Here is a 13,629-nt window from a genome sequence, read left to right as displayed (position 1 = left end):
CTAGAAACAAAGTCTAATCGCAATTATAACTAACCAAGTTTTACTTTCTTCATCACTTAATAGAACTCTTTAAAAACCAATCTTTTCATAGCCTTCTAAAATCTAACAATAGCTATTTTTTCTAGAAAATTTCTCTTCAATAACAGATAGAGTCTCAAGTTAAGGAGAGCCTAAATAATGGTACTTAGAATAAAGTGTTCGAAATGACTCTTTCTGAAAATTTTGGATTAGACTACAATCTAAAAATTGGCTAATGCTAGTGTCATTGACATATCTCCTTTTTATCAATTATAGCAAAATATGAAACTATAACTATGATAATACCTTGAAAAACTAAATATAGGCTGAGTAAATAACTCAGCCTTTTTCTATTAATATTTTCTAAAACGTTGGTAACGTTGCTCCAATAAATCCTCAAGAGATAATTGTGAGAGCATTTCTAACTCTGAAATTAAACTTGTCTTAATCATATCGACAATCTCACTTGAAAAATAACCATGTTCAGGGATTACTTTGTCTACAACTTCCATATGGTAAAGTTCTCCAGCAGTCATCTTCATTAATTGTGCTGCTTCTGTTGTTCTTGTACCATCTTTCCATAAAATAGAGGCAAAGCCCTCAGGACTTAAAATAGAATAAACAGTATGTTCCAACATCCAAACCTTATCGGCAACAGCTAAAGCTAATGCTCCTCCAGAACCCCCTTCACCAATAATAATAGCTATAATAGGGACTTTTAAATCACTCATTTCTAAGAGGTTTCTAGCAATTGCTTCACCCTGACCTCGCTCCTCAGCACCTACCCCAGGATATGCTCCAGCAGTATTGATGAAGGTTATAACAGGTCTTCCAAACTTCTCAGCTTGTTTCATTAAACGTAAAGCCTTACGATAACCTTCAGGATGTGGTTGACCAAAATGACGGTCTAAATTATCTTGAAGGTTCTTACCTTTTTGAATACCGACAATCGTCACAGGACGCCCTGCCAAGTACCCCAAACCTCCTATAATTGATTTGTCATCTGCGAACTGGCGATCACCATGAAGTTCCATAAAATTATCAAAAATCAATTCAGCGTAGTCAAGAGCAGTTAGCCTCCCTTGATCACGCGCATCTTTTAAAATTCTTGTCACATCATTATTCATGACCAACCTCATTTCCATGGAAAGCAATTAGTTGAGCAATGCAGTCGCGTAATTCTGTTCGATTTATAATAGCATCAATAAAACCATGTTCTAACAAAAACTCTGCCTTTTGAAAGCCTTCAGGTAAATCTTCTCTCACCGTTGTTTCGATAACACGACGACCAGCAAAACCAACCAACGCTTGCGGCTCAGCCAGAATAATATCACCTTCCATAGCAAAACTCGCAGTAACGCCGCCGGTTGTTGGGTCTGTTAAAATTGTTAAATAAAACAATCCCTGGTTAGAATGGCGTTTAACTGCTGCCGATACTTTTGCCATTTGCATCAAACTCATAATACCTTCTTGCATTCTGGCGCCCCCTGACGCTGTAAAAATAACAATAGGTAATTTCTTTTCAGTTGCTAGCTCAAATAATCTTGTCAACTTTTCGCCTACAACCGTTCCCATAGACGCCATTATAAAATGAGAATCCATAATAGCTAAGGCCGTAGTTTGTCCTTTTATTTTAGCTAAACCTGTCACCACCGCTTCATCTAAGTTAGTCTTTTGACGTGTAGCAGCCAGTTTTTCACGGTAGTTTGGAAAATTCAAAGGATCCTTAGTTTCAATCCCTGTAAATAATTCCTCAAAACTATCTTCGTCAACTGTTAGCAACAGACGTTCTTGCGCTGAAATTCTAAAATTGTAAGAACAAGCTGGACAAATCTTTGCTAATCCTAAATCTTTCTGATAAATCATATGTTTACAAGAAGGACACTTAGCAAAGAGTTCATCAGGAACCTCAGGAAGACTACGTTTATCAGAAGACCCTAATGCTTTGTTTGGACTAATACGGATATATTTATCCTTTTTACTAAATAAAGCCATCTTCCCTCCTATTGATTGTTACCATAATACCTTGGTAAAAAGTCTTCCATCAGGAATGAAGTATCATAATCTCCAGCCAAGACTTTTTTATCAGAAATGAGATCCATTTGAAATTCTGTATTTGTTATAATACCATCAATTTCAAGCTCATATAAGGCACGTTGCATTTTCATAAGTGCATCAAAACGATTTTCTCCGTGAACAATTACTTTCGCAATCATACTATCATAATAAGGAGGAATAGTGTAGCCTGTGTAAACCGCTGAATCGACACGTAAGCCCATACCGCCAGCAGGTAGATGTAACCCATTAATGGTACCTGGACATGGCGCAAAATTAAATTGTGGATTCTCTGCGTTAATACGACATTCAATCGCATGACCAGTTAACTTAATATCATTTTGAGAAACTGATAAAGGAATTCCAGCAGCGATACGAATCTGCTCTTTAACGATGTCAACACCCGTTACAAATTCTGTAACAGGGTGTTCTACTTGAACACGAGTATTCATTTCCATGAAATAGAACTGTCCGCTATTCTCATCTAATAAAAACTCAATTGTTCCTGCATTTTCATAAGATACAGCCTCAGCTGCACGAACAGCTGCTTCACCAATTTGTTGACGCAGAGTGTTACCTATTGCCACAGACGGACTTTCTTCCAATACCTTCTGATTGTTACGCTGCAGAGAACAATCACGTTCTCCTAGGTGAACTATCTTACCAAAGCTATCTCCAAGTATTTGTACTTCAATATGTCTAGCTGGGTATATAACTTTTTCAATATACATAGCACCATTACCGAACGCAGCCAAAGCCTCCTGTGAAGCAGACTCAAAAGCAGGCTTCAATTCATCTGCTGATTTGACCTTCCTAATTCCTTTTCCACCGCCACCGGCTGAGGCTTTTAACATCAATGGATAGCCGATTTCCTCAGCAATTGATACAGCTTCTTCTACACTTGTAACTTGACCATCTGATCCTGGGATAACCGGAACATCAGCTTTTATCATCTCTGCACGAGCATTGATTTTATCACCCATTTTATCCATAACTTCTCCAGATGGACCAATGAATTTTAAGTTCATCTCTTCACACATAGTAGCAAATTTAGAATTTTCACTCAAAAACCCAAAACCTGGATGAACAGCTTCCGCTCCAGTCACAATAGCAGCAGATAATATAGCATTAACGTTTAAATAAGATTCTGCTGATTTGGCTGGTCCAACACAAATAGCTTCATCTGCTAAAATTGTGTGCAATGATTCCTTGTCAGCCTCCGAATAGATAGCAACTGTCGAAATTCCCATTTCACGGGCTGCACGAATGATACGTACTGCAATTTCTCCGCGATTAGCAATCAATATTTTCTTAAACATTTTTGATGCTTCTCTCCCTCTAAATTCAATACTATCTTCAATTACCTATTGCAAATGTTAACGTTCCACTGGCAGCTAATTTCCCATCAACTTCTGCTATTGCTTCAACAACGGCTATAGTTCCTCTACGTTTGACAAACTTAGCAGTCATAACTAATTGATCTCCTGGAACAACTTGCTTTTTAAATTTCACTTTATCCATACCTGCATAAAAAACAAGCTTTCCTTTGTTTTCTTCTTTAGATAATTCTAAAACACCTGCAGTTTGAGCCAAAGCTTCCATAATTAAAACGCCTGGCATTACAGGATATTCTGGAAAATGACCATTGAAAAAAGGCTCATTGATACTAACATTTTTGATAGCGACTATCTCATCTTCTGATACCTCTAAAACACGATCCACTAATAACATTGGATAGCGGTGAGGTAAAGCCTCACGAATTTCTTTTATATCAATCATTTGATTCGTACCAATCCTTTACCAAATTCAATAACTTCTTCATTGGCTACAAGAATTTCAGTAACTACACCATCATGAGGGGCAGGCACTTCATTCATCACCTTCATTGCCTCAATAATCATCAAAGTTTGTCCCTTCTTCACGCTATCACCTACTGAAACAAAGTTAGGTTTATCTGGTCCAGAAGCTAAATAAGCAACCCCAACTAAAGGACTTTCGACAACGTCACCTTCTGCAACAGTCACAGTCGACTCTGGGATTTCTGAAACTACTTCAGTAGCTTGTTTCGTTTGCTCACCTGCTTCATTAGAGACAGGAGTTGCTATAGTTGGAGTCGCTTCAGGTTGATGACTCATAGGAGACATAGTTGGTACAAGTGGAGCTTTTCCCTCATTTTTACTAAAAGACAGCTCACCGTCACTTGTTTTGAATGAAAATTCTCTCAGACTTGACTCATCAAATTGAGTCATTAAATCCTTAATCTCTTGAATATCCAATTTAATCCTCCCAGCGTTTGAAGGCCAGAACTGCATTGTGTCCTCCAAAACCAAATGTATTTGAAATGGCATAACGAATATCAGCGTCTTGCCCTTGACCAAAAATAACATTCGCTGTAATATCTTCTGATAATTCTGTTGTTCCAGCAGTCATTGGAACATAACTATGACGTATCGCTTCAATAGTTGCAATTGCCTCAACAGCTCCTGCGGCACCCAAAAGATGACCAGTAAAAGATTTAGTCGAAGAAACTGGAACGTCTGTCCCAAGTGCAGCAACAACAGCTTGACTCTCTCCTTTTTCGTTAGCAGGTGTTGAAGTTCCATGAGCATTTACATAGTTAACTTCTTCAGGTTTAATATTAGCTTCAGCCAGTGCAAGTTGAATAGCTTTAGTGGCTCCTAAACCTTCTGGATGTGGTGAAGTCATATGATATGCGTCACAAGTGTTACCATAACCAACAACTTCTGCAAGAATAGTAGCTCCTCGTTTTTCAGCGTGTTCTAAACTTTCTAAGACCAACATTCCAGAACCTTCTCCCATGATAAATCCATTGCGATCTTTATCAAATGGAATAGATGCTCTTGATGGATCTTCAGTTGTTGATAATGCTGTAAGACTTTGGAATCCAGCAATGGCAAATTTTGTAATAGCAGCTTCTGCACCACCGACTACCATAATATCTTGAATACCAAATTTTATATTACGGAAAGCATCTCCAATAGCATCATTAGAAGAAGCACAAGCTGTATTAATTGATTTACATACACCATGAGCGCCTAACCTCATCGCAACATTTCCAGCTGCCATATTTGGTAGAGCTTTTGGAAGCGTCATTGGTTTTACGCGTTTTGGCCCTTTTTCATGAAGACGAATCACTTGTTCTTCAATCTCTTGAATCCCTCCAATACCTGATGCAACGATGACACCAAATCGATCTGCATCAATTTCATCTAAATTTAAATTAGCATGTTGAATAGCTTCACTTGAAGCATATAAGGCATAAAGGGAATACATATCAAATCTGTTCAGATCTTTTTTGACAAAATATTTATCAAATGGAAAATCATGAATTTCAGCAGCATTTTTGACCATGAAATCACTTGAATCAAATTTAGTGATAGGTCCAATACCAACATTTCCTTCTTTAAGGCTATTCCAAAATTCTTCTGGTGTGTTTCCAATAGGTGAGGTTACACCGTAACCTGTTACTACTACTCGCTGTAATGTCATATTATTTCCTCTTTATTATTGCATCGTCATACCGCCATCAATGGCAATAACTTGTCCTGTAAGGTATTCTTGTTCTGCTAAGAAAGACGCTACCTGCGCTACTTCTTTACCTTTTCCAATACGTTTCATTGGAATTTGAGCTAAAATAGCTTCTTGCATTTTTTCTGGGATAACATCTGTCATATCAGATTCGATAAAGCCTGGAGCAATGGCATTGACACGAATGCCTCGTGCTGCTACTTCTCTGGCAACTGATTTTGTAAAGCCAATTAAACCTGCTTTAGAGGCTGCGTAATTAGCTTGCCCTACATTTCCAGTTAATCCAACGACGCTAGAGATATTAATAATAGCACCTTGACGCGCTTTTGTCATCGGTTTCAAGACTGATTGTGTCATATTAAATGCACCTGTTAAATTAATTTTAAGAACGCTCTCAAAATCTTCAACAGTCATTTTAAGCATCAATTTATCATTAGTAATACCAGCGTTGTTAACAAGCACATCCACGCTACCTAGACTTGCAATAGCTTCTTTAATCATGCGATTAGCATCTTCAAAAGAAGAAACATCTCCTGAAATAGCAATAACTTTTACACCATAATCAGCAAATTCAGCTATTAAGTCTTCTGATATTTCAGAACGTCCATTTAAAACAATATTAGCACCTAATTGTGCAAATTGATGGGCAATTGCAAGGCCGATTCCTCTACTTGAACCCGTAATAAAAATGTTCTTATCTTTTAATTGCATATTTTCCCCTAGTTTAATTCCTTAAGATTATTAAATCCAATTTTATCTTCAACAGAATATACTGACAATGAGCTATCTATTTTTTTCAAGAAACCTGAGAGTACCTTCCCTGGACCAATTTCAACAACCTGTGTCATTCCCATTTTTTTCATGGTTTCAATAGACTCATCAAAGCGTACAGGTTCCATAACTTGGCGTGCCAATAAAGATTTGATATCGTCTTTTTTCATTATCTGCGCCTCTGTATTTCCAATTACAGGGATTTCAGAAACTGAAAAATGAACTTTATCTAAAACATCGCTCAATTTCTGACTTGCAGGTTTCAATAAAGCAGTGTGAAAAGGACCTGAAACATTCAGAGGAATTAAACGTTTTACTCCTTGTTGTTTTAGTTCTTCTACAGCTGCATTTACAGCGATTGACTCTCCCCCTATAACAATTTGCTTTGGAGTATTATAATTTGCAGGACTAACAATACCAAACTGAGAAGCCTTCTTACAAGCATCTTCAATTATTTGACGATCAGCATTTAAAACCGCTACCATTTTGCCACTACCAGCAGGTGCTGCTGCTTCCATTAGTTGGCCTCGTCTAGAAACAAGTACTACAGCATCTTCAAATCTTATAGCACCTGAAGCAACTAAAGCACTATATTCTCCCAAAGAAAGTCCTGCAACCATATCTGGTCTAAGTCCAATTTCTTTAAGAATTAAACAATAAATAGCAGTCGAAGTCGTTAAAATAGCTGGTTGCGTATATTTCGTCTGATTTAATTTGTCTAAGTCTTTATCAATCAATTCTCTCAAATCATATCCTAAAACATGACTTGCCTTATCAAAAGTTTCTTTAACAATCGGGAAAGTTTCATATAAATCTCTAGCCATTCCTAACTTTTGAGCACCTTGACCAGCAAATAGAAATGCAACTTTATTCATAGTGTCTCCTTATTTGTATTTATAAATCTGACCAGCGGCTTGCCTCAGAAAGAATAACTTGACGCGCTCCTGAATAAATATCTTCAAGAATCTCTTGACAAGTCTCTTCTGATTTAATTAATCCTGCAATTTGTCCTGCCATAACTGAACCATTAATAACATCCCCATCAACAACTGCATTGCGAAGAGCTCCCGCTCCTAATTCTTCAATCTCATTGATTGAAATACGGCCAGCTAAATAATCTTTTTCTGCTTGGCTATAGGTTGTTACTAGTTTATTTTTTAAGGCACGAACTGGATGACCTACTACCTGAGCAGAAACAGCAGTGTCGATATCTTTTGCTTTTAAAATTTTTGCTTTGTAATTAGGGTGAGCATTAGATTCTTTAGCAACAACAAAACGAGTTCCTACCTGAACAGCATCAGCTCCTAACATGAAACCCGCAGCAGCCCCACGCCCATCTGCTATACCACCTGCGGCAATGACTGGAATTGTAACAGCATCAACAACCTGTCGCACTAATGTCATCGTGGTCAGCTTCCCGATGTGACCACCCGCTTCCATTCCTTCTGTAATGATAGCATCAGCCCCTAATTTCTCCATACGTTTTGCTAATGCAACACTAGGAACAACAGGGATTACTGTTATACCTGCTTCATGAAAGCGTTCCATGTACTTACCAGGATTACCTGCACCAGTCGTTACAACTTTTACACCTTCTTCAATAACCAAATCAACAATATCATCTACAAAAGGTGATAAAAGCATAATATTCACACCAAAGGGTTTATCAGTCATAGATTTTATTTTATCAATATTTGCTTTGACAACCTCTTTAGGGGCATTTCCTCCACCAATAATACCTAGACCACCTGCCTTAGAAACAGCTCCTGCAAGATCTCCATCAGCGACCCACGCCATACCCCCTTGAAAAATTGGATATTTTATATTTAGTAATTCTGTTATACGTGTTTTCATTTTTCTTTCCTAAAATTAATAATTTGACAATCAAACTATATTGATAAGAAGAAGAGTGAGTACCGATCAACGATTGATTGAATACTCACTCTAATAAGTGATTTGGTAAGAATATCTTTTATTATCACTTGCTTCTTTTTTTCTTACGACTTAATTATTTTACTTTTTCTTCAACATAAGCAACTAAATCACCAACAGTATTTAGTCCTTCTTCTGTCTCAATTTGGATATCAAATGCATCTTCAATTTCTGAAATCACTTGGAAAACATCAAGCGAATCAGCATCAAGATCGTCAAAAGTAGTGTTCAACGTTACTTCTTCTGCATCTTTACCAAGTTCTTCAACAATAATTTCTTGTACTTTTTCAAATACTGCCATTTTTAGCTCCTTAAATTTTAAATAATCTTTTATAAATGTGCTATGCACTATATATAACTAAATTTTAACAATTAGACTTCCCCATGTCAAACCTCCACCGAAACCCGATAAGAGGATTGTTTGGTTACCATCTAGTTTCAACAAACCGTTCTCATAAGATTCTGAAAGTAAAATAGGGATACTAGCTGCACTAGTATTACCATAATCCATCATATTCTCTGGAAATTTATCACGTGCTATATCAATTTTTCGAGACATCTTATCTAAAATCCTTCGATTCGCTTGGTGTAAGAAAAGATAATCAATATCTTCTTTTTCCAAATGGGATGTTTCTATAAGATGATTGATACTTTTTGAAACTTCTTTGATAGCAAAATCAAAGATTGCTCTACCATCCATTTTCAAAAATTTATCATCAAGTACTTCATCTGAGAAAGGTGAATTTAACCCGACTTGACTAGATTGAAGTCCCTGACGACTACCATCTGTATTGAGAGACTCTGCAAGAAAATGTTTTTCCTTAGAAGCTTCTAGCAAGACACCTCCAGCTCCATCTCCAAATAAAACTGCTGTCCCTCTATCAGTCCAGTCTAATACTTTAGAAACAGTTTCTGCTCCTATTACTAAACCTTTTTGATAGCTACCTGATGATATCAATTTTTCGGCGGTAGACAAGGCAAAAACAAAACCACTACATGCTGCACTCAAGTCAAAGGCAAAAGCATTACTCGCTCCAATATGAGCTTGCACTCTTGCGGCAGTAGAAGGCATCATAGAGTCTGGTGTCATCGTTGCAACAATAATAAAGTCAATTTGACTAGCGGAATAACCGGATTTTTCAATAAGTTGTTCTGCGACCTTATTTGCCAAATCAGCTGTTGTTTCATTTTTACTAATATGACGTTGTTTTATACCAGTACGTGACGAAATCCAGTCATCACTGGTATCCATGATTAATGATAAATCCTCATTTTTAATGATTTGAGAAGGTGCATAATGTGCAAGTTGACTAATTTTAGCAAAAACCACTAGACTAAGTCCTCCAAAAATTTATGAAGATTCCCTAAAGCGCTCGTCAACATTTTTATGTCTTCTTCGCCTAGGTCTTCAATAATATGAGATACCATAGATTTATGAAATTTACTATGCAATCGATCTAATAACCTACCTCTCTTAGTAAGACTCAAGTGAACAACTCGACGATCAATACTTGACCGTTTACGCTCAATGTAGCCTTTTTTTTCTAACTTATTAAGGCTGGTTGTTACAGTTCCCAAAGTTAACATTAATTCTCGAGCGACATCGCTAGGAGTTACCTCAGAATGTTTCCCAATAATTTCAATAGTATGCATTTCTTTTAAAGATACATCGCTAAATTGGCTAGTCTTTAAACTCATTTCCTCAATAATCATGATTCTATTAAAAATGTCAACTAAATAACTATTAATCTGATCGTATTCCAAGATATCACCACCTCACATTAAACTTTGATAGTCAAATTATATCAAAGTTCAAACTTATTTGCAAGACTTTAATCTTAAATAATTTGATTTTCAAACTATTTGCCTAAAAAATTAGGACGCCTTCTATCAGCGTGTGCCCGAACACCCTCTTTAAAATCTTGCTTAAAGGCTAATGATTCTTGTAACTGTAATTCAAGCTTTTTATATTGTTCCCAATCTTTAAAAGCAGCTTCCCAAGCTAATGATTTTATGGCTTGATATGAGTTTATAGAATGTCTACTTAAACGCTTTAATAGTTGATCCTTAATTTTACCTATTTTATCTGATTCACAAAGTTTATAAACAATTCCCAAAGCTTCAGCTTTTTCAGCAGATAAGCTTTCTCCAGTTAAAGCTAGTTGCACTGCACGAGTTATACCGATTGATTTACTAAGTAACAATAAACCTCCTGCATCTGGAGCTAAACCGACACCCACAAAAGCCTGGATAAATTTACTCTTCTTGCTTGCGATAACAAAATCAGCTGCTAATGCAATATTAGCTGCGGCACCAGCTACAGCCCCATCTACACACATAACAACAGGTTTCTCTAGCTGTAGTAGATCATACGATATCTGATTAACTAACTCAGCAATTTTAGTTAATGAGCTAATATCATCGCTCTCAACAGCATCTTTCATCACTTTTAAATCTCCTCCGATTGAAAAGATTGGTCCTTGTGCTTCAATCACTAAAAACATGACATCTTTATTTTCAGACATAAGCCTTATTGCATCAATAATTTCTTGACACATTGGGATGTTAAAACCATTTGAAATATCTGGTCGATTAAGCATAATAGTGGCCACGCTGCCATCAATACCATATATTATATTTTCGAACTTCAAAACGTCTCCTCTCTTTAAGAGTGAAAGAAAAATAAAAAATAATTTGATTATCAAATTATCATGCTTTGTATTTTATCATAAACCTAGCTTTCATGGCAAGATAAAAAATAAAAAAAACGGAATTAAACCTCCCGTTTTTAATAGTTATCTAATTTCACAAAAAATTGACTCAGATCGCTCACTAATACATTAGCCTGCGACTGATTCATTCCAAAGTATTTGTCTTCAATAGCCCACACATCAATACCAGCTGCAATGCCAGCTGCAATCCCCTTCTCACTGTCTTCTACAATAAGAATTTGCTGTTTAGGAATATCTAAAAGTTCTGCTGCTCTATTATAAATAGCTGGATTAGGTTTACTTTCTGAAAATTCCTCACCAGACAGAATTACCTTAAAATATGTATCCAGATTAAAACTTTCTAATGCTAACATGATATCATGTCTAGTAGAACTTGAAGCTAGACCCAAAAGATAGCCTTTGTGATGAAGCTTTTCAATGACTCTTTTACAATCCTGAAAAATTAAATCTTTGTATGGCAAGGGATTATCCTCTTTATAGCGACTATAATCTTGTTGGAGCTTATCAATATCCCAGGTATCATATTGATCACCTAAAACAGATTTCCAAACCTGCTTCATATTTCCTCCAATAAAAAAATTCATTGGTAAATGGTTAATTGTAATTCCATGTTGTTTTAAAAAACGCTCTCGCCTTTTATAATAAAATAATTCAGTGTCAAATAGAACACCATCCATATCAAATATTATTGCTTTATATTTACACATGTAACTATTATATCATTCTTTTAAATTTAGAGGTAATGACAAATTTTCTGACTTTTGTTATAATTTATCTAAAATTCATTCTTGAGGTAACCTATGAAAGTAGTCAAATTTGGAGGAAGCTCTTTAGCATCTTCCCAACAATTATACAAAGTACTAAATATTATCAAATCAGACTACACTAGACGGTTTATTGTCGTTTCAGCTCCAGGGAAACGCTACGAAGAAGACTTAAAAATGACAGATGCTTTGATACAATATTATCAAAATTATATTAACGGTAAAGATATTGTTAAAGACCAAACTTGGATTATCAATCGTTATCAAGAAATTATTAGTGATTTGTCTTTAGGAAGCACTATTGCAGAAGAAATTACTCGCTCTATAGAGCAGCTAGCTTCACTTCCCATAGAAAATAATCAGTTTTTATATGATTGTTTTTTAGCAGCCGGTGAAGATAACAACGCAAAGTTAGTTGCAACGTTTTTTAATCAAAATGACATTCCTGCAAGATATGTTCATCCAAACGAAGCAGGAATTATTGTAACTAAAGAACCATGTAATGCACGAATTATTCCAGGAAGTTATGATAAGATTGAGAACTTATGTCTATACAATGAGGTTCTTGTTATCCCTGGATTTTTTGGAGTCACAGAAGATAACCAAATTTGTACCTTTTCAAGAGGGGGATCTGACATTACTGGATCCCTAATTGCAGCAGGCATAAAAGCAGACCTTTATGAGAACTTCACAGATGTTGATGGTATATTTGCAGCGCATCCAGGTGTAGTTAAGAACCCTCACGCTATCCCTGAGCTTACTTATAAAGAAATGCGTGAATTAGCCTATGCGGGTTTTTCGGTTTTACATGATGAAGCTTTACTTCCTGCCTATCGTGGCAGAATCCCTCTTGTTATTAAAAATACAAATAATCCCCAACAGCCTGGTACAAAAATAGTTTTAAAGCATACTCGTAGTAACATAGCAGTAACTGGGATCGCTTCTGATAGCCGTTTTGCTAGCATAAACGTATCTAAATACTTAATGAATAGAGAAGTAGGTTTCGGCCGAAAAGTACTACAAATTTTAGAGGATTTAAATATTAGTTTTGAACATATGCCAACTGGCATAGATGATCTATCCATTGTCTTACGTGAAAAAGAATTGACACCAATCAAAGAACAAGAAATCTTAAATTACCTAACTCGTAAACTAGAAGTAGATTACGTTGACATCCAACACAATTTATCTACAATCGTAATTGTAGGTGAAAATATGAAAAGTCAGATTGGAGTCACTGCAACAGCGACACAAGCCTTATCAAGAGAAAAAATCAATATCAACATGATATCACAAGGTTCAAGCGAAGTCTCCATTATGTTCGTTATAGACAGTAAGGATGAAAAAAGAGCTATTAAAGCACTATATGAAACATTCTTCCAAAAATAGTACCTATTACACTACTTACACTATTAGATAGATAACAAATCGTCCTAAGTAAGTTTACTTAGGACGATTTTATTTAGAACATAGGATAGTTTTTTCAATTTTAATCGTAACTACTTGGTATCACTGACAAATTCGGACAATTAAGATGCTAGCCGACCTTAAGGAATAATAATTCCAATAAAAAAAGGCTAACCAAAGTTAGTCTCCTTTATCTACTCCGCCAGTAGGACTCGAACCTACGACATCATGATTAACAGTCATGCGCTACTACCAACTGAGCTATGGCGGATTATAGCTAAGCGACTACCTTATCTCACAGGGGGCAACCCCCAACTACTTCCGGCGTTCTAGGGCTTAACTTCTGTGTTCGGCATGAGAACAGGTGTATCTCCTAGGCAATTATCACTTAACTATTGAGT

15 protein-coding genes, 1 tRNA gene and 1 rRNA gene are annotated in these 13,629 nt (G+C 36.2%); 1 reads left to right on the top strand and 16 read right to left on the bottom strand.

What is annotated here, in order from left to right; genetic code table 11:
* Positions 1–371: 371 nt before the first annotated feature.
* The 14 genes from A6J68_RS03315 to A6J68_RS03245 all read right to left on the bottom strand — a co-directional run bounded on the left by A6J68_RS03315 (position 372) and on the right by A6J68_RS03245 (position 11,764).
* Positions 372–1,145, bottom strand: a complete 774-nt coding sequence (locus tag A6J68_RS03315; protein WP_001058273.1) for an acetyl-CoA carboxylase carboxyl transferase subunit alpha — start codon at positions 1,143–1,145, stop codon at positions 372–374.
* Complete coding sequence (accD, locus tag A6J68_RS03310) at positions 1,138–2,013, bottom strand: acetyl-CoA carboxylase, carboxyltransferase subunit beta (RefSeq protein WP_001173383.1); 876 nt, start codon at positions 2,011–2,013, stop codon at positions 1,138–1,140. Before accD ends, A6J68_RS03315 begins: the two co-directional genes overlap by 8 nt.
* Before the next feature lie 8 nt (positions 2,014–2,021).
* A complete protein-coding gene (gene accC / locus A6J68_RS03305) occupies positions 2,022–3,392 on the bottom strand; it encodes an acetyl-CoA carboxylase biotin carboxylase subunit (protein WP_000473507.1) in 1,371 nt (456 codons plus the stop codon).
* A 37-nt stretch (positions 3,393–3,429) separates the two neighbouring features.
* Complete coding sequence (gene fabZ / locus A6J68_RS03300; RefSeq protein ID WP_000565430.1) at positions 3,430–3,852, bottom strand: 3-hydroxyacyl-ACP dehydratase FabZ; 423 nt, start codon at positions 3,850–3,852, stop codon at positions 3,430–3,432.
* Complete coding sequence (gene accB / locus A6J68_RS03295; RefSeq protein WP_000354298.1) at positions 3,849–4,349, bottom strand: acetyl-CoA carboxylase biotin carboxyl carrier protein; 501 nt, start codon at positions 4,347–4,349, stop codon at positions 3,849–3,851. Before accB ends, fabZ begins: the two co-directional genes overlap by 4 nt.
* A gap of 1 nt (position 4,350) precedes the next feature.
* Positions 4,351–5,583 carry a beta-ketoacyl-ACP synthase II gene (gene fabF, locus A6J68_RS03290; protein WP_000175066.1) on the bottom strand — a complete coding sequence of 411 codons (1,233 nt, stop codon included), beginning with the start codon at positions 5,581–5,583 and terminating at the stop codon, positions 4,351–4,353.
* Between the two features lie 15 nt (positions 5,584–5,598).
* Positions 5,599–6,333: a 3-oxoacyl-[acyl-carrier-protein] reductase gene (fabG, locus tag A6J68_RS03285; RefSeq protein WP_001176108.1), complete on the bottom strand. Its 735-nt coding sequence runs from the start codon at positions 6,331–6,333 to the stop codon at positions 5,599–5,601.
* An 8-nt stretch (positions 6,334–6,341) separates the two neighbouring features.
* Positions 6,342–7,268: an ACP S-malonyltransferase gene (gene fabD / locus A6J68_RS03280; RefSeq protein ID WP_001044778.1), complete on the bottom strand. Its 927-nt coding sequence runs from the start codon at positions 7,266–7,268 to the stop codon at positions 6,342–6,344.
* Between the two features lie 19 nt (positions 7,269–7,287).
* On the bottom strand, positions 7,288–8,247 hold the full coding sequence (gene fabK / locus A6J68_RS03275; protein ID WP_000857467.1) for an enoyl-[acyl-carrier-protein] reductase FabK: 960 nt from the start codon (positions 8,245–8,247) through the stop codon (positions 7,288–7,290).
* Between the two features lie 154 nt (positions 8,248–8,401).
* Entirely contained in the window at positions 8,402–8,626 is a 225-nt protein-coding gene (locus A6J68_RS03270; RefSeq protein ID WP_000257836.1) for an acyl carrier protein, read from the bottom strand.
* A gap of 57 nt (positions 8,627–8,683) precedes the next feature.
* Positions 8,684–9,655, bottom strand: a complete 972-nt coding sequence (locus A6J68_RS03265; protein WP_000230693.1) for a beta-ketoacyl-ACP synthase III — start codon at positions 9,653–9,655, stop codon at positions 8,684–8,686.
* Positions 9,655–10,089, bottom strand: coding sequence for a MarR family winged helix-turn-helix transcriptional regulator (locus A6J68_RS03260; protein WP_000455488.1), 435 nt, complete (start codon positions 10,087–10,089; stop codon positions 9,655–9,657). Before A6J68_RS03260 ends, A6J68_RS03265 begins: the two co-directional genes overlap by 1 nt.
* A 95-nt stretch (positions 10,090–10,184) precedes the next feature.
* On the bottom strand, positions 10,185–10,976 hold the full coding sequence (locus A6J68_RS03255; protein ID WP_000667370.1) for an enoyl-CoA hydratase: 792 nt from the start codon (positions 10,974–10,976) through the stop codon (positions 10,185–10,187).
* 137 nt (positions 10,977–11,113) lie between these two features.
* The gene (locus A6J68_RS03245) at positions 11,114–11,764 is read right to left on the bottom strand and encodes an HAD family hydrolase (RefSeq protein ID WP_000335416.1); all 651 of its coding nucleotides are present in this window, start codon (positions 11,762–11,764) and stop codon (positions 11,114–11,116) included.
* A gap of 93 nt (positions 11,765–11,857) precedes the next feature.
* Between A6J68_RS03245 and A6J68_RS03240 the strand changes: the two genes are divergently transcribed.
* Positions 11,858–13,210: an aspartate kinase gene (locus A6J68_RS03240; protein WP_105253159.1), complete on the top strand. Its 1,353-nt coding sequence runs from the start codon at positions 11,858–11,860 to the stop codon at positions 13,208–13,210.
* Between the two features lie 215 nt (positions 13,211–13,425).
* Here A6J68_RS03240 and A6J68_RS03235 read toward each other — a convergent pair.
* Positions 13,426–13,499: transfer RNA gene (locus tag A6J68_RS03235), tRNA-Asn, on the bottom strand.
* A gap of 5 nt (positions 13,500–13,504) precedes the next feature.
* Positions 13,505–13,620: ribosomal RNA gene (gene rrf, locus A6J68_RS03230) — 5S ribosomal RNA — on the bottom strand.
* Between the last annotated feature and the right edge of the window lie 9 nt (positions 13,621–13,629).

It is taken from the genome of Streptococcus sp. 'group B' (assembly GCF_002073795.1).
GTDB classification, from domain to species: Bacteria; Bacillota; Bacilli; order Lactobacillales; family Streptococcaceae; genus Streptococcus; species Streptococcus agalactiae.
This window is presented reverse-complemented; position numbering and strand designations above follow the sequence as displayed.